Annotated in this window: 18 protein-coding genes, 1 other RNA gene and 1 pseudogene; 13 read left to right on the top strand and 7 right to left on the bottom strand. The window is 37.3% G+C overall.

What is annotated here, in order from left to right; all coding sequences use genetic code 11:
* Positions 1-446: PAS domain-containing protein (locus M901_RS15065; protein ID WP_021279059.1), on the bottom strand; the 446-nt coding region annotated here is incomplete at its 3' end.
* A gap of 44 nt (positions 447-490) precedes the next feature.
* Positions 491-1507, bottom strand: coding sequence for a hypothetical protein (locus M901_RS15060; RefSeq protein ID WP_021279062.1), 1017 nt, complete (start codon positions 1505-1507; stop codon positions 491-493).
* A 200-nt stretch (positions 1508-1707) separates the two neighbouring features.
* On the opposite strand from M901_RS15060, the gene M901_RS15055 reads away from it, so the two are divergent.
* The 5 genes from M901_RS15055 (at position 1708) to M901_RS15035 (ending at position 8988) form a co-directional block, all read left to right on the top strand.
* Entirely contained in the window at positions 1708-5556 is a 3849-nt protein-coding gene (locus M901_RS15055) for a hypothetical protein (RefSeq protein WP_021279069.1), read from the top strand.
* Positions 5557-5649: 93 nt separating this feature from the next.
* Complete coding sequence (locus M901_RS15050) at positions 5650-6267, top strand: hypothetical protein (RefSeq protein WP_021279067.1); 618 nt, start codon at positions 5650-5652, stop codon at positions 6265-6267.
* A gap of 18 nt (positions 6268-6285) precedes the next feature.
* Complete coding sequence (locus M901_RS15045; RefSeq protein ID WP_021279058.1) at positions 6286-6855, top strand: hypothetical protein; 570 nt, start codon at positions 6286-6288, stop codon at positions 6853-6855.
* Between the two features lies 1 nt (position 6856).
* The gene (locus M901_RS15040; protein ID WP_021279056.1) at positions 6857-7090 is read left to right on the top strand and encodes a hypothetical protein; all 234 of its coding nucleotides are present in this window, start codon (positions 6857-6859) and stop codon (positions 7088-7090) included.
* Positions 7091-7293: 203 nt separating this feature from the next.
* Positions 7294-8988 (top strand): hypothetical protein, encoded by a 1695-nt coding sequence (locus M901_RS15035; RefSeq protein WP_021279065.1) that lies wholly within the window; start codon positions 7294-7296, stop codon positions 8986-8988.
* Between the two features lie 42 nt (positions 8989-9030).
* Here the strand turns inward: M901_RS15035 and M901_RS15030 are convergent, their stop codons facing one another.
* Positions 9031-10305: a DUF3373 family protein gene (locus M901_RS15030; RefSeq protein ID WP_021279054.1), complete on the bottom strand. Its 1275-nt coding sequence runs from the start codon at positions 10303-10305 to the stop codon at positions 9031-9033.
* Positions 10306-10314: 9 nt separating this feature from the next.
* Positions 10315-10563 (bottom strand): hypothetical protein, encoded by a 249-nt coding sequence (locus tag M901_RS15025; protein ID WP_021279052.1) that lies wholly within the window; start codon positions 10561-10563, stop codon positions 10315-10317.
* 254 nt (positions 10564-10817) lie between these two features.
* Between M901_RS15025 and M901_RS15020 the strand changes: the two genes are divergently transcribed.
* The 5 genes from M901_RS15020 (at position 10818) to M901_RS15005 (ending at position 14219) form a co-directional block, all read left to right on the top strand.
* Positions 10818-11339, top strand: a complete 522-nt coding sequence (locus tag M901_RS15020; RefSeq protein ID WP_021279068.1) for a hypothetical protein — start codon at positions 10818-10820, stop codon at positions 11337-11339.
* Between the two features lie 152 nt (positions 11340-11491).
* Positions 11492-11859: a transfer-messenger RNA gene (gene ssrA / locus M901_RS17180) on the top strand.
* Between the two features lie 216 nt (positions 11860-12075).
* Entirely contained in the window at positions 12076-12432 is a 357-nt protein-coding gene (locus tag M901_RS15015) for a helix-turn-helix transcriptional regulator (RefSeq protein ID WP_021279070.1), read from the top strand.
* Between the two features lie 54 nt (positions 12433-12486).
* On the top strand, positions 12487-13617 hold the full coding sequence (locus tag M901_RS15010; RefSeq protein WP_021279061.1) for a DUF262 domain-containing protein: 1131 nt from the start codon (positions 12487-12489) through the stop codon (positions 13615-13617).
* Positions 13618-13652: 35 nt separating this feature from the next.
* Complete coding sequence (locus tag M901_RS15005) at positions 13653-14219, top strand: HNH endonuclease family protein (RefSeq protein WP_021279060.1); 567 nt, start codon at positions 13653-13655, stop codon at positions 14217-14219.
* Here the strand turns inward: M901_RS15005 and M901_RS18455 are convergent.
* Together M901_RS18455 and M901_RS14995 are read right to left on the bottom strand one after the other, a co-directional pair.
* Positions 14216-14790, bottom strand: a pseudogene (locus M901_RS18455) (BglII/BstYI family type II restriction endonuclease). The gene M901_RS15005 and the pseudogene M901_RS18455 overlap by 4 nt on opposite strands.
* A gap of 124 nt (positions 14791-14914) precedes the next feature.
* A complete protein-coding gene (locus M901_RS14995) occupies positions 14915-15493 on the bottom strand; it encodes a BglII/BstYI family type II restriction endonuclease (RefSeq protein WP_021279057.1) in 579 nt (192 codons plus the stop codon).
* Positions 15494-15645: 152 nt separating this feature from the next.
* On the opposite strand from M901_RS14995, the gene M901_RS16850 reads away from it, so the two are divergent.
* A complete protein-coding gene (locus tag M901_RS16850; RefSeq protein ID WP_021279066.1) occupies positions 15646-16986 on the top strand; it encodes a DNA adenine methylase in 1341 nt (446 codons plus the stop codon).
* Positions 16987-17007: 21 nt separating this feature from the next.
* Here the strand turns inward: M901_RS16850 and M901_RS14985 are convergent, their stop codons facing one another.
* Positions 17008-17937: a hypothetical protein gene (locus tag M901_RS14985; protein ID WP_021279055.1), complete on the bottom strand. Its 930-nt coding sequence runs from the start codon at positions 17935-17937 to the stop codon at positions 17008-17010.
* Positions 17938-18060: 123 nt separating this feature from the next.
* On the opposite strand from M901_RS14985, the gene M901_RS14980 reads away from it, so the two are divergent.
* Together M901_RS14980 and M901_RS14975 are read left to right on the top strand one after the other, a co-directional pair.
* Entirely contained in the window at positions 18061-18675 is a 615-nt protein-coding gene (locus M901_RS14980; RefSeq protein WP_021279063.1) for a hypothetical protein, read from the top strand.
* A 12-nt stretch (positions 18676-18687) separates the two neighbouring features.
* Positions 18688-19779: a DGQHR domain-containing protein gene (locus tag M901_RS14975; protein ID WP_021279053.1), complete on the top strand. Its 1092-nt coding sequence runs from the start codon at positions 18688-18690 to the stop codon at positions 19777-19779.
* The last annotated feature ends 418 nt before the right edge of the window (positions 19780-20197 follow it).

The following is a 20197-nucleotide window of genomic DNA, read 5'->3' as shown; positions in this document are numbered from 1 at the left end:
ACTTGGCGATCCCACTTAAAGAAGTTTGTCTCAACGTGATATTCCCACATTCCAACTCTTGCGAGTCTTCTTGCGTCCCCAAGAGCATCTTCAGATGAGAAGTCTTCGCAAACCCTACCAAAGAGAGTCGTGAGTTTTTCTGTCGCTGAGTAAACTCCATTCCAGTGAAGGTGAATTATATTTCCTGAACATGAAATAAATCGAAACTTCTCAGTGATATATTGATCTGGATTAGATTTCAGACTTTTAAGATACTTCTTACCAATATCCAAATCATCCACATGGATTAATTTTAGAAGTCCCTTCTTTTTAATCGCATCTTTATCAAGTTTAAGAAGATCAGTAAGAGTGTCATTGTGGTAGATAATCTCGTCACTCTCATTGAATGAGAGTATTGGGTCTGTTGAACCGTTGATAAGATTGAGTAAATGACTATTTATTTCCACAAATAAATTATGGTTGATTTATGGAAAATTAAGGAGATAGAAAATTATTCCTTCGCGTTCTCTATGTTATAAAGTTTCTTGAGTGTTTCAATAAGACTTTTGTTAAGCACTTTCGAATTGTCCATCTCTTCTTTTTTTAGTTGTTTTTGTATTTCAATGACTACGGCCTCAAAGGTCTTATCAATAAGGGTCTTGGCCTCATCACTATTTGTTGGCCATAGGCTTTCTCCGACAAATCTTCTGGCCGGTGCAAATTTAGTGTGAACAACGTTCATATAACTACCTTGCATATCAAGAGAGTTATTTGCGAACTGCCTTGCTTGAACCATCTGGTATTGTTGATCATTCATTTCATCATAATAAAGGGCCATCATCACAGCGCTTTTATCATTCTTGGCCACGACTGCGACAACATCAGCGAAAAACTCGTTGTAGGCACCAGTGATTTTGCGGACCTTTTGAAATTGCTTATCATTCTTTCTCTTTTCAAATAGATTCTTGATTTGTTGACGGTAGAACTCGACAATATTATTTGGATTTCCTTTCGCATAGGCATCTTGAATTGCAAGTTCATAAGAAGAAGAGCGATGAGCAAGCTCCTGAATGTCCTTATAGAAGTCGTACTTTTTAATTCTTTCGGAGAAGATGGCGTGACCATACTCGTGTGCAAGTACTGTGTGCACACCCATGTAACTTCCATGGTAGAAGTTCCCATACTTTCCATTAAAAACCATTTGAATTGGAATTCGAATTATTCGCCCCATGTCGAAGGAAGCATTACTATTTCTCTTTTCAACATAGAGACTAACTTCTGGTCCATCTGGAACAAGGGCCGTAACTTCTGAAAGAGTCTCATTGAAAGAATCAACATTATTGCATGAGATATAATTACCATTATCTGTTTTATAAACATTCTCGATTACAGAGTTCTGCGGAAGTTCACACTCAATTCTTGTGTGAGCAGCGTATGAGCCAAGGAGGAACTTATTCTCTCCTAAGCTTGCATAAGTACTTGAATTCAAACCAGAAAGTAGGGCAATTAGTGTTAGTAAATTTCTCATAGAGCTCTTTATACCTTAAAAGAGCGTAGGGCAGGGAAGTTTTGAAATTATTCTATGGTGCCAACTCGACCAGTAATCTTACACAAGAACAGTTATTTCTTACAAAGTATTACAAAAATACTCGGTTTTCCCATTCTAAGGCCAGTGAGGTTGAAATCAATTCCTATTCATTATAAATCAAAAATATAGGAGAGGTTTTTATGAGAGAGGAAACTAAACTACTATTGGCGATGGCGCCTTTATTAGCAAATACGCAGACACTAGCAAATAACTTACCAGATGAGATTGATTTCAAAACTTATCTTGCGAAGTTTCAAGCAACAAAAACACAGGCCACTGAAAAAAGAGCGGAAGCTGATCAAGCACTTGAAGAAGTGAATTTCACAACTAACGCTATTTCTTCAAAGTCAAATGAAGTGATGAGTCGCCAAGCTCAGATACAGAGTTCACAGCAGAGTATTTCTTCGATGCAGTCGGAAAATATGAACCTTCGTAATTCTATTGAAAGTCTTAAGGCAGAAAACTCAAATCTAAGTTATAGAATTTCTTCACTAAGTGATGAGATCAATCAACTAGATAGAGGGATCGATCAGGCCATGAGGTCTTTACAAGCTCCTAATCAAAAGAGGTCGCGCCTTGAGCAAGATCTTTCAGAGGTTCAAAGAGACCTTGATTCTCTAAAAGGACAGAGACAGAGTCAACGTGCTGAAAGAGAGCAAATTCAAAATAGACTAGATCGTAATCAGGCCAAGTTCAATTCTCTTCGTGATGAAGTGAAAGATCTTGAGGCCAAGATTCCAAATATTAAAAATAAGATTTCTACTATTCATGCAGAGCAGGTCAATCTAAGACAAGACCTTTCTCAGGCCAAGAATAGAAAATCAAATCTTGAATCAAAAGTTTCGTCTCTTCAAAGTGAGCTAGCTCCATTAAAGACAGAACTTCAAGAGGCAAAGAATAAATTGGCGCAGCTAAACTCTAAGCTAAGCCCACTAAAGAATAAGCTGTCAGCTCTTCAGTCTCAAAAACAGAAGCTTGATGGTCAGCTTTCAAATATCAATAGCACAATTAATTCAGCGAAGAGTGAGATTCAAAGACTTAAAGGTCTTAAACAGTCAATTCCTGGTGCTATCTCTGGGCTTGAGCAGAAGAAGGGACAAACTCAATCTCAGCTTCAAAGTGCTCGCCAAGAGTCACAAGCAGCAAAAGCTGAAACACAGAAATTAAAAACAGAACTTAATCAGGCCAAGGCGGACTTACAATATTTAAGAAATCAAGATCAAACACCAGAAGTTAAGGCCCAGGCCCAAAAACTTCGTCGTAAGATTGGAAATCTTAGAAACCTTGTTAAGAGTGCTCAGGTTAATGAGACGAGAACAGCGGATCGCGTAGAGGCCCTTAAGGCTGATATCACATCAATTGATAATCAGATCGCTTCTAAAAAGAGTGAACTAGCTTCAATTGACTCTAAGATTGAAACGCAGAAACAAAAGAGATCTCAGGCCCAAAATAAGAAGTCACAAGTTGAAGGACAAATCGCTAGCGTGAAGTCTGACATTGATGGGGTAAAATCAGAGCTTGCACAATTTGATCAAAGAATCACACGTCTAAAGAATAAAGTGGCCAAGGCCCAGGATGCTGTTAATAAGAAGCAGACCCAAGTTAGTGATGCGAGAGCAAAACTTAACCAGGTCGAGCAAAAGATTACTCATTTCTCTGAAAAGATTAAAGAGAACTCAGCTCAAAAGAAGAAACTAGAGCAAAGGCTTGTTAATTCAGAGCGCCGAATTGTTCAAGCTAAGCAAGAGTCAAAAGAAGCTCGTAGAAAGATTGCTAAGAATAAAGATCAACTTGCAAGTATTCAACAAGCTCTTAGTTATACAAATCAATCTATTCAAAGTGTAAAAACGGAGAAGGAAAGTCTTGAGCGTCGTCTTGAAGACGTGATGGTAACAATCAATACAATTAACACTCATCTTAGAAGTATGGAGAGTGAAAAGAATATGAAGTTCTCTCAAAGAGCTGATGCTCAAGGGAATTATAATCAAAATATTGAACAGATCGATTCAAGCGAGAGAAGAATCTCTTCAAATACAGATCAGATCTCTTATGAATCGCAGAGTATCTCTTCAAACCGTGAACTGATCTCGACTCTTAACTCTGAGGTTGCCAAGCTTGAAGCTGAGCTACCAGGACTTCAAGAGCAGAGAAGACTTCTTGATGCCAATGCTTCTCGACTTGAGGCGCTAGCAGATGGAGACTTTGAAGAATATCAAAAGAGAGATCTTCTTTATAAGCAATATCTGGCACAGGCAAAAGATCAAGGTGCCTCTCAAGGTGAAAATGCCGGTGAAGTTTCTGGGGAAATTGTTGCTTCTCGTGATACTGAGGCCGCTGCAAATAGATTTGGGACACAGAACGGTCGTCAAGTTGGACCTCTTAAAGGTTTCCTTGATGGATTGATGAGTGGAAAGGTTAAAGGAAATCAAGATGGGTTCAATGAGGGATCAAATTCTCAAGGTGACTTCTCATCTGGATTTAATGAAGGGTATGAGCTTGGTCATCTTAACGCTAAGTCAGATGCTAAAGCAGCTGAATTTCCAAAAGGATTTAGAGTTGTTAAAGGTGAGCTACTGGCGCTAACTCCTTCTAAAACAATTAATATGACAAACTCTCAAAATGGAGTTGTCAGTAAGGCCATGAATGAAATGGGAACTCTTAAGGCCCTTGAAAAAGTAGAGATAATCCCAACAAGTGAGTTTAACTTCTCTGATGAAGATGTGGCGATGCTTGCTAAGAATAATAGTGATGATGTTCCTTCATCGATTGATAGTGTGATTGCTGGAACGATGAAGTCAATTGAGAATATGGAAGAGCCTGCACAGGCAAAATCGCTTCCAGAGTTTGCTTATACATCTCCTAATCAAATTGATGTGGATGCTGATAGTCGTGAGTGCCAGAGCGTGTATAAGAGTGTTCAGGCCTTTATCTCTGCTTGTCAGTCATCTTTTGAAGGGAGCTTTAAATCTTCTTTTAAAGGTGCTCACAAAGATAAATTCTTTGCCGATTATGAGGAGAAGTTCTCTAGCTATAAGAGTGCTGAAGTTGAAAAGACTAAGGCCTCTCGTTATCAAGAAGGTTTTGATAAGGCCTACAAGGTTGTCTTTGCTGAAGCTAAGCAAAGAGGAGCTCAAGTTGCTTATCAAAATGGATTCGATGAAGGGAAAGTTAAGGGATATGATGAGAATATTCAAAACGAAAGAACACTTCAGTTTGATAATGGTAAACTTGCAGCGAAGAACTTCTTCAAATCAAATGGGGTTGTAAGACTAGCTGCTGGACAGAATCTCTTTGTTAAGGGATTAAATCCAAAAGGCCTAATTCAAGGTTCTCAGTTAAAGCTTGGTGCTGTTCTTAAGAATGTTGGGGCACAAACATCTCAATTAGGTGATGTAAGAGTTGAAGTTGTTGAGCATAGTTCAAATATTTCTTTTGAATCAAAGCGTGAACTACTCGCTGTGATTCCTGCTAATGTTAAGGCCAATGTCGCAGATATCTTTAACGCTAAGATTGGAGAAAATGCGATTCCTGGAACTCCATTTAATATGACGGTTAAGGTGACTTATCCTGGTGATACAGTTGATGGTGCAAGCTCTGAGCTTTCGACATTTGTTGGGCAGGTTAAGGTTAATCCTGAAATCAAATCAGCTCTTAACTTTGAGAGTGAAGTTAAGTGGAGAAAGTGGAAGCCATGGCCAGTAAAGTGGAAGTACCGCTCTCACAATATTAATGTAAATCTAACGGGATTAAGAAATCACGTTCCAGGTAAGTACCGCGTGACTTTAGAGTCGGTGACTGGCGGAAATCTTGTTAATATTGAGACAAAGTCTCTTGAGGTTGCCGCACCTTCTAAGGGGGCAACAGCTACAGCAAGTCTTAGATATAAGTTTAAGTCTAAGGCCAAGGATAAGAAACTTTCGTTTAAAGTAAGTGTCTTCTACGGAAGCGAATTACTTAAAACAGAAGTGGTAAATATCAAGTCTAAGTAATTAAAATCATTCGGGGTGTTCAGTCTTTGAACACCCCATATCTTTCTTTCAAATTCCAACTTTAAAAGACCTCTTTGCTTCATACTATAGGGTATGAAAATAGCATTACGCCTTCTCTTTATTCATATGGTTTTCCAGCTTCAGGCCATGGCCGGTGTTGGACACTTAAAGTCTGCGCTTCTACGTGAGCCGCAGGTTATTAGAATAGAGGAGAATAACGGTATGACGACTTTCTCTTTCTGTCTTTATAAGAAGAGTGACAAGTGCATGAGCCTTGGCAGAGAAGAGGGTTATAGCGAAGATGAGCTCCTAGAGCTAAGTCGCAAGATGATGCAAAAAGCAGGTGTGAATAGAATTTTAAAGCCAGTACTTAGCTTAATAGGTTATAGCGCTCCTGTAGCGGCCATGGCCACTCCAATTGGTCCCGTTGGCGCAATGTTTGTGGGAAGCGCTAGTGTGAGCTTCACAAATATGGTGGATCAGAATTTGGCCCTAAGTCCAGAGGCCACCAAGAGATTAACTAAGGTTTTAATGCCTAGCTCAGCTTACTTTGAACAGCGAATGGCCTATCCGGTCAGTATTTTAGACTTCTCAAATTATTTGGAGGAGGAGCTAACTAAGATTGATCGCTGTAAACTCGTGCCCTTTGGTATGTCACGTATGAAGTGGCAGTGCGAGAGCTTTGTCCCAACTAATGAATTTAAATCATAAAATAAACAAGGAAAGAAAATGAAGAAACTCCTCCCACTAATTGCAACCGCCCTAATTGGCCTTAATGCGATGGCCAGTACTTTAGAAATTAGAGATCAAAAAACAGATCATAAACTCTTTGTTATGGAAGAAGAGGGAAAGATTGAATTTAAGTATTGTGAGGGAGCGAGTGATTGTCGTGTTCTAGGAATGAAGTCTTATACTCGTACTGAGTTTGAAGAACAGGCCAAAGAAATTGAAGAGCAACAATCATTTCAAAAGGTGGAAAATGCCATCTATGCTGGGGCAGCTTTTCTCTTTCCTATAGTCTTCTTTAAGGCCGAAAGAATTATGATGGTTGAAAAACTTGGAAAGGTTAGAGGCTTAGAAGCCGCAATGCCAAAGAGCTTTGGTTATAAGCTAGGGGCAATTGGAGGTATTATGCTTCCTATTGCAAACTCTGTTCTTATGCAAGAGGATCTCTCAGATAAGGAGCATGTGACAAATAGTGTTCTGACTCTTGATGGTGATGATCAAATTAACTCCGTTGAGCAATATGTCGAAGTGCTTGGTGAAGTTCTAACAGAAATTGAAATGAGGAGATTATAAAATGAAAAAAACGATTCTAATTATAACAGCACTAGTCACAATTGTTTCACAACTCCAGGCCAATGCTTCGAATGTCCTTCGTTCGGAATCAGTTTTGCAGGATGAATTGATTTCTTGCATGGCCAGAAATGTCGTTTCTCTGCAATTTGAAGAGGATGCCCAAGGGAATATGGTACAAGTTGTTCCTGAAGAGTGCCGTGCCATTGTAAAGGAACTTGAAGAATTAAGAGACTAGAGTGCCAAGAAATTTTCAAAGTTCAAAGGTTTTAAGAGCTTGAAAACTCAAAAGGAACAACTGTTCTAATAAGGGCGAACTAGCCGATAATAGAGGGGAATTCAGGGAAGAATTCTCTAATATCTCAGAATCCTGTAAAAGTTATTTTCCACTCATAGTCTTTTGGTAATTCTATTTAACTCATCGTCTACAATATATCTAAGATGACAGAGGCAAAACAGGAAACATATTCATTTATAATCTCAGACGATCCCGTCTTTTCGAAGCGACTGAGGCATACCTTTGAATCAAATCAAACTTCACAAGGTTGGAAGACTCTGGTCTTCTCGAATACCAACCCTCTTAAAGATCTGCCTCTCTCAAAACTCTTTCCTTTTATTATTAAGTCTAAGCAATCCAATATCGTCATTACTATCGACTTCGAGACAAAGTTTAACTTTCAACTAGATCTTCTAAAGATCTTAAAAAAGTATCGTAGTAATAGTCATATTATTTGTATTGGTATCTTTGGAGAAGAGAATAAGAAGGAGCAGCTAAAGAAGGCCTTTGAAAATGGTTGCAAAATTGTCGACTATAAGAAGCCAGATATGGATGATTTAATCAATACGATTATGTTGATTAAGAATAAGGAGCATGATTTTCTTCCTGTCTATGCCAGTTCACCTGGTAATGGGGAATGTCTTTGGCCTCATTTCTTGGGAAATATTGAATCCATTAGCTTTAATCAAGTAAGAGCAGATATGAGCTTTAGCAAGATTGATCCGGATGAGGACTGGATTAATAAATTTGTCCCTGATCTTTCTGAAGGTGGAGCCATGATTACCAATGATCTTGGATTAGAAAAAAAATATCGTTGGTTAGAAGATACCAATAAATTGAATTTTAAATTTACTGATAAGCAGATGATTAATACTAAATATCTTATCTCTAAGAAGGTGGAAAATACCATTCACGAGTTTGAAAAGTATATCTCTCCTGATGAATATTCTGAAAAAGAAGCTCTTTTTCAAAAGCGTTGTAAAGAGATTAGTGATGAGCGAATCAGAATTCTTGTTTTAGATAAAGAACTCAAATTGATGCAGGATTATTTAGGAAAAGAGGATAGAGTCAATCTCTTCACATATCCATGTCTTTTAGAGTCGGGAGAAAATGCCGTAGAGCTTCACCCTCATCTCATTGCAATTCAATGGGATGGTTTGTTAGTGGAAAATGAGAAGGGTGATATTTACGAACCTAAGAATGAGGAGAAAATAGAACTTCTCAAAAAGTATATTGAGAAAAACTTATCGAATGATGTCATTGTTATTTTCTTTGGAACGGATAATTATAATATCCCATCAATGACTTCAAAGCAGCTTAATGTGCCTTTTGGAATGAGTTATGATTTCTTTGCCAAAATTATTAAGATCTATTTGGATAAGGGCAATAAGCCAAATTACAGACTACAAGAATCCGTGATTGATAATAAAGATCTTACGATTACTGGTCGAGAAAGAAGAATTGGTGTCGAGATCCCAGTGATTATCGATAAACTCAGTGAGTATGCCGTAACATTCTCTTCTCCAACTGAGCTGCAAAATGAATCTCTTATTGAGGTCAATTATCCCGTGACTTATTACCTTTTGGTTTTAGATAAGTTTAAGGATAAGAACCAGTACACAGGAATTATCATGGGTGTTAATGAGTACGAAAAAAGCCTCATCAGACAAGAGGTGAATCGACTCCTAAGAATTCCTGTTGAGAGTGAAGACTTTAAGGAGAAATCTGACTTCTTCCGTCTCAATACAAATGTGTTGATGAAGAAAGAGCGTGAGCAAATGAAGAAAGAACGTGATCTTATTCAAAAGATGAAAAAGGAAGCAGCATTAGAAGAGAGCTCTGCATGTGAAGCGGGGTAAAAAAAGAGGGCCAAAAATAGGCCCTCCAAAAATCATATTATCTTAGAAATTTAATAAGAGTTTTGTGTAGAATGATGTGACTTCATCATCAGCTGTCGCATTCTTATCGTACTTGTAGAGTCCTAAACGAGCTCTTAAGTTGTCATAGATTGGAAGTGATGTCCAAGCGTGGAAACCATTGGCCTTCTTCGCTCCATAGAATGAGTCAATATCAGTGTAAGCAAAATCATCAGCATAGTGGTTCTTATTTGTTTTAAGATACTCAACACCAACAACGGCAGTATTTTCAAATTTATAGTTCAGGTTATAAAGGAAACCTTCACCTTTAATTTTTGTATTCTCATCATCAGCAGTATTCCATCTCGTTCCATTGATAATGAGTGAGAAGTTCAACCCTGTGTGAGCGATCTTATTAACACCAAAGATTGCTGTGTAAGTGAAACCATCATAGATTTGCTTAAACTCATTCCACCAGAAGTCTTTGTAGTAAGTAGAGAAGGCGTGGAATTCAAATGAATCGGCCCATGAAAGTTCTCTGTTATAGTACTCAACAAGAAGCCCTGAACCTAAAGTATTTGAAGCAACTTTAGCATTTCCACCTGGCTTATTTGTTGTACTTCCTGGAGTCTTCAGCTGCTGATCTCTGTTGTACTTATTAACATTCTGCCATGGAAAGTAGAAACCTTTAACTTTTAGTGAGTCTTCTTGAGGGATGAATTGACCTAGATCATAAGTAAGAACTATCCCGTCATAAACTGAGTTACGTGCCGATCTGGCAACAGTTCCCGACCTTGGCTTTCCATCAAGTTGGTGTTGCATCGGTCCATCGTAAAGTGGAAGACGACCAATTGAGGCCAACCAATTCTTTGAGATTTTGTAGTTAAAGTAGGCCCTATCAACTTTTACGTTAGCACCTTCGTAGGCAAAACCAGAGGCCTGTGAGATTTCCCATGGCTCTAGATCTCTTTGACCATCACCATCGATATCAGTCTTTGTTCCCTCTGCTCTGGCATCAACCTGCCAAAACTTAGACATACCAAATGAAGTGTAGAAATCAATTCTGTCATTAACATGAAAGGCAAGATCAAGAGATGATCTTAAACCATAGAGTCTTACAACTTGGTCTTCGTTTGTATCAGACTCAAGTACGTAACTATTGTAGTTCGTCTCAAGATTTCCATTGATCGTATAGTTCTTAATTAAATTATTAAATTCAATTTCTTCAACTCTGTCTTTTAGAGCATTAAATTCTGCATCTGAAACACTTGCAAAAGTAAGTGAGGATACAATTAGTGTCGCTAGTATTTTAAATTTCATTGTCTCTCCTTAATTACCTACAACGTTACCCTTACTCGTAGAACAAGTCAGCTTACAACCAGGTGCAACCGTGACTGGACTTTGGGGACATAATTTCAATTTAACAACATTTCCTGAACGCCCAGGCGTGGCAAGTTTTTTGGCATCTGCTTCACTCTTTCCACATTCTTTCACCACACGCTCTACGAATTTCTCTTTGATTCCAGCATGCGACGTCGATAGAAAAAGCACTGCAACTAGGGAAATAGCTACTTTCATAATTCCTCTCTTCCGTGATTAGTTTATATTTATTTACAAAAGCTTAGGACATCGAGATCGCTTTTTTAAGAACTTTTCACAACAAAACAAATATCTTTAGTTTAGCTTGAGGTTACAAGACAAAACACCAACTTAGCTGCACCATTGACAAAAACGACCTAAAAACGTCAAGGCCTAACCTTGTCTGACACATCTAGTAAACGTATAAGGAACAAAATTTGAGAGAGAGAACTCAAAAATAAGAGGGGAGAAATATGAAAAACCTACTAATCGCAGTCTTTACATTAGTTCTAACAATCGCACCAGTTCAGAAAACTCAGGCCGCAGTTGCCGGAGTTATGGCCCTGACTGGAGCCGGAGCCGCTGGTTCAGTTGCCATCGCCGGTCTTGCCTCACCACTAGTTGGAGGAGCAGTCGTAGGAGCTACTGCAGCAGTGACATCTTCAGGAGCAAATGAGGATCACCTTGCAATTGGTTTCGTCGTAGGACTCTACCTCGGTGGACTACTAGGACTAGTTCTTCTAGACGAGCAAACTGGAGACATGGCCTTCGAACAACTAAGCCCAGCCGCCGCAGCAAAACTCAACCTCGAGCAAGCCGACGTCGCCGTGTTCAATGAGGAAATCGAAGAGGCCAACATCCTACTAGAAGAAGTGACTTCAGAGCTAAGCGCTAACTCAACTCTTGAAGAGAGCCGCGCCATTTGGCAAGACATGCAAGACTTCGTCTCACCAGAGACATTTAAGGTTATGCAGGCCCTCGCCACTCAAAAATAATCTCAAAAAATCCCGGGAGGCCCACCAAGTGCCTCCCATATATCTTTGCAAAAACCCCATCATATGGTACTTATATAGAACGGCTCAACTGAGCCAAGCTCTTTCACATTCAATACATTAGGAAAACTAAAGTATTGAGTCGAAAATCTCATGGGGGTGCCCTGGTTTCGACGAGATAACTGACGGGTTTCCGGGCGTGTCCAGGTTGGTCTCCACGGTCCTGGTAAAAAGGAGACCAAATCTTAATTGCAGATGATTATGCAATGCCAATGGCTGCCTAATAATTAGGATTTAGCTTTGTGAGGCGCTGCGGCCAAGAAACAGAAAGCAGCAAAGCAGTTCAGTAGGCTGTCGAACTCTACTGGTAGGTTGTCGGGTCACCTTCTAAAAACACACCGAGGTTCGTCGAGTGCACGTAACTCGAACAGCCTTGTCTTCTGGCGATAACCGAAGACTACACACGTAGGCCGCACTTCAGACGTTGTTTCGGACGTGGGTTCGATTCCCACCACCTCCACCAAAGTTAAAACGAAAACGCTCCTCTTCAGGAGCTTTTTTTATGTCAATAAATTCAAACAGTTAACCAGTGAGAACTCTAAGGCTCATTTCTTTATATCACTCTAAATCACGTTAAATCACGGGAGTCGTAGTTAATTTGTAGTCGACGCTACTTTTTCACGCTTCCAAAAACAGAGTGTGACTACGATCCGTAGTCCACTTAAAGGAGAGTTTTATAATGAGTAGGAAGTTTAGGTACAGAAGAACTTCAGAGATCAAGATGACAAATGAAGCTAGAGTTTTACGAAGACTTCGCTTGGATTCCGGTACGAAGATAAAAGAAGTAGCAAAGGAAATAGGGAAGTCGGAGGCGTATATCCGTCATATTGAACATGGAAGATTAGATGTTCCTGGTAAGGAAATGATTAAGAAGATTCTTTCTGTCTATGGAGCTACTTACCGAATTTATTCTGCTAAGTGTAAAGTTGATTGTGCTGAAGATCCTTATATGGAATTAAAGAATATGATTCATAAGGTACCTGAAGAAAAATTAATTCTAGCTCTAAATTTATTACGTAGTTTGATGAATAATTGATTATTAACTTAAAGCTTAATATAATTTGTAAAAGAATTTTATTAAGGTGGTTTCATGTCTTTTAAAGCTTATCCGTATAACATATCGACAATCTTTTCTGTAAAAAAGAGAAAATTTGTGATTCCTCGTTTTCAACGTGAATACTCATGGGGAAAAGAGCAGTTAAGTGAGTTATGGATAGATTTAATTAGCAGTATCAACTATTCAAACAAGGAACTTCTTCCTACTAGCTACTTCATAGGGTCTCTCGTTTTAATAGGGGATGAAAACACTGAAGAGTTAAAAATTGTTGATGGCCAGCAAAGATTGACGACTATTACGATTTTAATGTCAGCTCTAGTTGAAACATTTAAGGTAAATGATTGGCAAGATGAAGCTGATGGATTGTATGAGTTTATACAAGGAAAAACTGTTGCGAATAAGCCTTTTTTTAAGTTAGAAAATGAGATCTCTAGACCTTTTTTTCAGACGAACATTCAAAATATAGATAAAGCATCAGAAGTACCGGAAGGTGATGAGGAGAAAACATTAAAATATGCATATGATTTTTATTTAAAAGAGTTGAGTTATGATAGTTTAAAGAAAACTTTTGAGAAAAGAGGAGTTAAGGACATTGAGTACAAAGAGCTTGTAGAGGTTATCAGAGACCAACTTCTTGAGCTAAATGTAATTTTTGTGACAGTTCCGACTGAAGATCAAGCATATGATGTATATGAAACACTTAACGCAAGAGGTATGGGGTTATCTGTAATTGATTTGATTAAAAATGACCTTTTTAGAGACTTAAAGACAGAGCATCCTGATGACTTTGCCAAAACTTCCTGGGCTAAAATTAGAGAGGAGATTCAGTCGCGAGATGCAGCAGTATCAATGGATCGCTTTTTTAGACATTTTTGGCTTTCTAAGTATGAGTGTCGAACAGAAAGCAAGATTTATAAATCATTTAAAACTAAAATGAAACAAGGAGAGATTAATTCTGAGACTTTTATGAAAAGCCTTGAAGTAGAAGCGAAAAATTATTCAGAATTAGTAAGTCCTACTCTTGAGGATTGGAAAGCGGTCAATGGTAAAGAAGTATTTTACTCTTTAAGAGCATTGAGGTTATTTAAAATCCAGCAAACGCGATGCTTACTTCTATCTCTTGTTTCGTGTTTCAAGAGAGGGTTAGTTAGTATTACTGACTAAAGTCTACACTACAAATGTTGGAGAGCTTTCATTTCATGTTCAGTACTGTTTGCTCAAAAAGACCATCTGGGTTAGATCAGATGTATAGTAAGTATGCAATTCTAGTTAATGGTTTAACTAGTAAAAGTGACTATAAGCATATTTTTAAAGAGCTAAAGAAGTCTCTTGAAAGAAAATTGCCGGATTATGAAAGCTTTGAAACAAGTCTTAGGAAGATGAAGTACTCTAAAGGACATACAAAGCAAGGTCGAGTAATATCATATTTGTTTGAACGTCTCGAGAATCATATGTCAGGTACAAATGAAATATTGCTTAATGACTCCTCACTTGAACATATTTACCCAGAGAGCGAAGGCAAGTCTATTTATCCAGATTTCTTTGATTCTTTAGGTAATTTGATGCCTTTATCTAGAGAGCTAAATGAAGAGGCTGGGAATAATCCAGTTCAGGATAAAATTGATATCTATAAAAGGTCTAGGTATAAGTTAGTAGAGGACTTCCTTGCAAAGTTTAATATTGATTGGGGAAGTGAGGAAATTGAGTCTAGGCAGATATCGCTGACAAAAACATCGTGGGATATGCTAATGAAGCCATTTGCTTAGTCCTCTTTGTATGCGCTAGGCTTGATACCTATAATTACTAATGGGCATGTACCTGCCCCACCCCCATATACCTTAGGCATTAGTTTTCCTATATGTGTCGTAGAACTTCCGTAAGAGTCACCCTTGCCGAGATTTCTAAATATTTCTTGTAGCTCTGAAGTTCTTGTAACAATTACTCCTACAGATAAAGCTTTTATGGAGTGTAGTAATCTAAAGTTGTTGAGGTCTCTATCAAAGAAAGGGTATTTATTGTTCCATTCTAGTTCAATTCCGACTCTATTTTTAAATAATCTATTTGATGTGTTGGAGTTTCAATATTTTCATTATCTATTTTGATTTCGATATTGAATTTCTTTTCTTCCCAACCCGTCGCATATAATGCATCATCAAACTTTTTTGCTATTGGAGATTTTCTACCGCCAGGTTTTAAAATATCACTTTTAAGTAGGTTAAATGATTTCAAGTGATCATAGAGTTCTTTATACTCTTTAGGAAATTCATTCTTAAAGATGCAGTTACCGTGAAACTCTTCATGTATAAAAAAATTATTCTCTAGGTCTAATAGATCCATATTTACCATTGAAGAGGTACATAAGGCAGGCAGGAGTAGATATAAAGGGTTGCTAATTTACATTAGAAAATCTGGGGTGGATGTGACAGGTATAGCAAATTGTTTGGAGTTCTAGTTTATATGTCTATACATCCTCTACGTAACATGACTTTTTTATCCCAATGATGAATAGAGGACAAGTTCCTGCTCCTCCACCATGAATTTTAGGCATTAGTTTGTTTATATGTGTTGTAGAAGCTCCATATGAACTTCCCTTTCCAAGTTCATTAAAGATTTCTTGTAGCTCTGTTGCTCTTGTGACAATCACTCCAACAGAAAGAGCCTTTATGCTATGAAGTAGTCTGAAGTTATTAAGGTCTCTATCAAAAAAAGGGTCTTTGTTATTCCACTCTAGCTCAACTCCAACCCTATTTTTATAGTAGTCTATTTGATGTGTTGGTGTTTCAACTTCACTCCCGTCAATGTTCATTTCGATCCTAAACTGCTTCTCTTCCCATCCAATTGAATATAGTGCGTCATCAAACTTTTGAGCGATGGGAGACTTTCGGCCGCCGGGCGTTATAATTTCACTTTTCAGTAACTCAAAGCTATCCAGAAGCTTATAAAGCTCATTGTATGCATCAGGAAAGTCATTTTTAAAAATACTGTGACCATGAAACTCTTCATGTAAGAAATACTTGTCCTCTAAATCGTATATATTCATGTTCTTTCTCTAAGTTAAAAATAAAACTTATTTTAAATTATATATTCTAAGTACCTGAAAATGAACGAGGCCTTTTTTTCCAATTTTGAATAATTTTAAATTTAAGAACTTTATTATTTTACTCAACCAAATCTTTTGGATAGAATTCATTTATGGGAAACACACAACAAAATAAGACTATTAACTCTCAGAGAAAAATAGAGTTACGTAACGACGAAAAATATATTCACATCATGAAATACATGGGGAGCAAAAGAGAGCTACTTCCAGATATTCGTGAAGAGATTGATAAGATCAGCTCAGAAGGCGAGGGAGTATTAGACATTTTTGCTGGGACTGGATCAGTAGGTGTCTATTTAAGAGATAAATATGATGTCATATCTAACGATGTACAATCTTACAGTGGTGTTATTTGTGATGCCTTAATCTCATCTTGCTCTCACGAGATAGATTTTAATAAAGACTTATTATCTAAAATTAAAAAGAGTTTCAAAAAGAATAGAAGCGCACTGCTAGAGATGTTTCCTAAAACGGTTGATAAGTCGAGGAAGTTCGTCATAACTGAAAAGAGAGGGTGGACTGAAGAGGGGAGACTCAAGTATATCAAGTTCTTTGAATCTTTCCCGTCCCCTGTAAATAAGTTCAAGACTAGAAGTACTGAGCTTAAAAGGCTTTATGAACAGTACTTAGAAAGAGAGTGTAAGGCTAATAAATTTCCTTATATGCAAACAACGTTTTTGTTTTCTGAAACATATTTCAGTATTGAGCAATGTATCGATATTGACTCGATAAGATATGCAATAGATAAGTGTCTTGATGGTAAAATTGAAAAACAAATAGCGCTTGCTGCTTTAGTCTATGCTCATAGTTACTGTTCGAGTGGAACAGGACACTTTGCTCAGTTTAGAGACTTGAAAGATGTAAAGTCGATAAATGACGTATTTTTATATCGTGACCGTTGTGTTTGGGCCTATTTTATCAAGAAGCTTGAAGAAATAATTGAGTTTCAAAAATATTACCCAGAAAGAGACCACCTGTCTGTAAATATGGATTACAGAGAGCTGCTGAACGATAAAGATATTATGAAGAGAGTGGATGTTATTTATGCTGATCCACCATATTCTTTTGTTCATTATTCACGTTTTTATCACGCTACAGAAAGCCTAATTAAGTACGATTATATGTTGCCTGCATTTAAAGGTAGATATAGAACAGATCGCCACCAATCACCTTTCTGTCAAAAACAAAATGTGGCAAAGGCTTTTGAATATCTTTATGATGCGGCATCTAAAAATAGAAAAAAAGTAATTCTGTCCTATGCTGATACTGCAATGATTAGCCTAGCAGAACTAGAAGAAATTGCTACCGATAAAGGCTTAACATTCGATGCTAGAGAGATCGATTACGACCATTCTACAATGGGAAGAGAAGGTCACAAGAGTAATCAAATTAAGGAGTATTTAGTAACATCAACATTTAGAGAGAGGCAGTAACGGTTGCTCTAAGAGTTCTTGCTAATCATCTAAAGGTGTCTGGAAGTAGTCCCAGAAATTCTCGACGGTTTCTCCTGTTTGATAGAACTTTCTAATTTCCTTTATATATGTGTTAAAGTCAGGGTTTTCTGTAGCCAGTCTATTACAAGAATCCCAGTCAACCTTCTTGTTCTCTCTGGCAGGTATTAATATCTGACTTTCAGTGGGTGTACTAACATTCAGTAGGATCACTCCTACCCCATGTGCAGATGACAAGATTTGAAGCTCTTTAAGTGTACTAAGACCTGATATTTCAGCAGCAACAAGGTAAGACTGATTAGCCCAAGATGAATTTGAAATTGTTTGAAAATAGGCTTCTCGCACATTCGAAGAATTTAGAAGCCTTTTAATCTCAAAGGACCACATTTGAGCATTTTTGTCGTAGTGAGCTTTTGAGCACTCGATAACTTCCTTACACCAATTCTTACTTAGGTTTTCAAAACCAACAATATCTGGGTGTAGCCATTTGTTTCCGTTCTTTCCACGAGAGTTCTTAGACTTCTTTTCATTAATTCGTTTTGAGAAAACTTCGTGTCTCACAAAAAGATATTCGCTTAAAAGTGGATATAAGTCTGCTTCTAGAGGTATAGGGATTTTTGACTTTTCTTTCTCTAGTTCAGCAATCTCCTGGTTTTCACTGAGTTCGTTATAGTAAAAATGTCGTGGGGGGCCTTCTATAATTTTAACGTACTCACATTTTTTTTGAATTAAAGGTGTTCTAGAGCTAATCTCTCTAGTTAGTTGAATAATGAGTTCTTTCTCGTTAGAGACATTCTTACTTTCTTTGATCTTTTTCTTGAGTTGCGCCTTATATCTTTTAGCTATTTTAGTGGCTATTTCTTTGGAGGAAAGCTTGTTTGGTTGATTCGCCTTTAAAATAGTAATCACTTTATCGTTTAACTTAATAGACATCTTTTCCCCAGGTTATAATTACCTAATTTTACATATCTGGTCGTGCTAGAGAGAAAGGGGGAAATATTTTCTGAGGTGAGAGAGACAATCATATTTTATTGTTTTTAAGTTAAAATCAAAAGCATGATTTATTTATATTATGCAATAGGTATTGTTGCTTTCATTTCTGCGGTCGGGTGCTGGTATTTTGGTGTGCCAAAGTTTTTAAAAGAGTTATTTCTTCCTTTAAAAGCTATAAAAAATGACGGCTGGAGTTTCTTTAATTGGCTATTGTTACTGTTGACAATAGGTATTATTGGTATTTGGCTTCCATTATTTCTTAACTTGTTTAATGGGGAAAAGGCTTCAATCACAGAAATTATTACAAATGGAAGTTTAACGACATTTAGTTTGGTTTTGTTGTCAGAAGGGATAGTTAACCTTGTTAAGTCTAAGAATCGTGATGAAATTTCAGATTCAGGAAACTTAAAAGCCTTGGCAATTATTTTGTCTACGATATTTATTATTCTTAATGCTTTCACGTATGTTTTAATTTCAGATATAGAGAAGACTAAGGATGTGACGGTTGCAAAACTAGTGTTTATTGTTGCCCTCCTCTCAATGTTGTTAGCTGTTTATTTATACTGCTTTAGGGGAGAAGGATTTAGCGAGGGGGCGAGCGAGGTCGTAGCAGAAGATGATGATGGAGTCGCCTCAGCATCAGCCGGTGCAGACGATGATGATAATCCAATACCATAATAGGGTTTAGCTATGAATTTTAATTATAAATATATAGAATTTGATCAGCCGATGGGTACTTTTTACTTCGCTAAAGTACCAGCATTAGAGTTACTAGATTTTTTTACCATTCGAAAAAGGAGATACACTGGTGACGAGGCTGTGGGTACCCAGCGAAGCTTTAGCAAGAGCCGTGTGAAGGAGATAGGTGATTATACTCAGACAATGGATTGTGCATTTCCTACGTCAATATTGATCTCGCTTTCAAAAAGTAGCTATCGCTTAAAACCCAATAATGAAATAGAAATTACGGGAAAGGGTGAAATCGTTGATGGGCAACATAGAGTGTTGGGGATTCAAAAAGCCGTTGATTTACATGGCGAGGAAAACTTTACTTCATTTGACTTCCCCGTGGTCTTTATCTTAGAAGCAACAGAAGAACAAAAGGCATATGTATTCGCAACAATTAACGGGAAACAGACAAAAGTTCCCAAGTCACTTGTTTATGATCTATTTGGAGTATCAGAGACGGAAGACCCTTTTACGATTTGCCATCAAGTTGCAAGAAGTCTAAATTTTAAAGAAGGTTCGCCATTTTTTCGCAAATTAAAAATGTTAGGATCAAAAATGCCGGAAGGTGAAAATGAGTCATTGTCACAAGGAACAGTTGTTGACTATATGTTGAAGAAAATGACCAACACGAGACTTTCTCTTCAGGATAGGGATCTTATGAGAAGAGGGCGACATGAACAACTTGAGGACGATGAAAAACTTGTGCTGAGACGTTATTTAAAAAAGCCATCTATTAATAAAGTATTAAAGTTAATGCTTAATATATTTTCAGCGGTAAGGGATATATGGGAAGACGAATGGGACGAGCCAGATAAGTATATATTGTCAAAATCAACGGGATATATAGGAATAATGAAAGGCATAGATGAGTTCTTGAAGTTGAGTATTGAAGCAGGAGATGTATCATATAGTAGATTTTATGACTTTTTCGATAAGGTTGATAAAAAACTACAGCAACAGAACTTAAAGTTGACTAGTGATGATTTCCCCTCTGGAGCAACAGGGCAAGGAAAACTAAGAGATATTTTAAAGGAAGTGACTTCAGGTTATTAGTTTCATAAAGTTCTTCCTTAAGTTGAAACGTAATGTTCATATTCTTTGTAGTGTTTGAAGTATTTTTTTTATTAACACTACGAATATTATGTATTTATAAACTGTGCAGAACCTCCACCATTTTACGAGAATTCAAAAAATCAATAACTTAAAATACAGTTCAACATAATTCTAACTGTGAAAAACTATATTGCTGAAAGCTCAAAAAAAGACCTTCCTCGAAAAGCCATGAGGGAAGTTCTCTCTATAGGAGCGAGCTTTTATGATATATTATTTGATGATTTTAAACTAGAAATTAAAATTAGGGAGTCGAGTTATGGATAAGACTTCCTATCGCTTCTTAGTCGTGAAGATCAGGCGAAGCAAAAGCTTGAGAAGCTCATTAGTAATCAAGAATTCTTAGTTAATACTTATATTC

This window comes from Bacteriovorax sp. DB6_IX (genome assembly GCF_000447775.1).
Classification (GTDB): domain Bacteria; phylum Bdellovibrionota; class Bacteriovoracia; order Bacteriovoracales; family Bacteriovoracaceae; genus Halobacteriovorax_A.
This window is presented reverse-complemented; position numbering and strand designations above follow the sequence as displayed.

Coding starts and splice junctions, on each gene's coding strand:
- M901_RS14985 (WP_021279055.1), bottom strand. CDS start 17,937: ATGTCTATTAAGTTAAACGATAAAGTGATTACTATTTTAAAGGCGAAT.
- M901_RS15035 (WP_021279065.1), top strand. CDS start 7,294: ATGACAGAGGCAAAACAGGAAACATATTCATTTATAATCTCAGACGAT.
- M901_RS15050 (WP_021279067.1), top strand. CDS start 5,650: ATGAAAATAGCATTACGCCTTCTCTTTATTCATATGGTTTTCCAGCTT.
- M901_RS15005 (WP_021279060.1), top strand. CDS start 13,653: ATGTTCAGTACTGTTTGCTCAAAAAGACCATCTGGGTTAGATCAGATG.
- M901_RS15020 (WP_021279068.1), top strand. CDS start 10,818: ATGAAAAACCTACTAATCGCAGTCTTTACATTAGTTCTAACAATCGCA.
- M901_RS15025 (WP_021279052.1), bottom strand. CDS start 10,563: ATGAAAGTAGCTATTTCCCTAGTTGCAGTGCTTTTTCTATCGACGTCG.
- M901_RS14995 (WP_021279057.1), bottom strand. CDS start 15,493: ATGAATATATACGATTTAGAGGACAAGTATTTCTTACATGAAGAGTTT.
- M901_RS15055 (WP_021279069.1), top strand. CDS start 1,708: ATGAGAGAGGAAACTAAACTACTATTGGCGATGGCGCCTTTATTAGCA.
- M901_RS15030 (WP_021279054.1), bottom strand. CDS start 10,305: ATGAAATTTAAAATACTAGCGACACTAATTGTATCCTCACTTACTTTT.
- M901_RS15060 (WP_021279062.1), bottom strand. CDS start 1,507: ATGAGAAATTTACTAACACTAATTGCCCTACTTTCTGGTTTGAATTCA.
- M901_RS14975 (WP_021279053.1), top strand. CDS start 18,688: ATGAATTTTAATTATAAATATATAGAATTTGATCAGCCGATGGGTACT.
- M901_RS15040 (WP_021279056.1), top strand. CDS start 6,857: ATGAAAAAAACGATTCTAATTATAACAGCACTAGTCACAATTGTTTCA.
- M901_RS16850 (WP_021279066.1), top strand. CDS start 15,646: ATGGGAAACACACAACAAAATAAGACTATTAACTCTCAGAGAAAAATA.
- M901_RS15010 (WP_021279061.1), top strand. CDS start 12,487: ATGTCTTTTAAAGCTTATCCGTATAACATATCGACAATCTTTTCTGTA.
- M901_RS15015 (WP_021279070.1), top strand. CDS start 12,076: ATGAGTAGGAAGTTTAGGTACAGAAGAACTTCAGAGATCAAGATGACA.
- M901_RS15045 (WP_021279058.1), top strand. CDS start 6,286: ATGAAGAAACTCCTCCCACTAATTGCAACCGCCCTAATTGGCCTTAAT.
- M901_RS14980 (WP_021279063.1), top strand. CDS start 18,061: ATGATTTATTTATATTATGCAATAGGTATTGTTGCTTTCATTTCTGCG.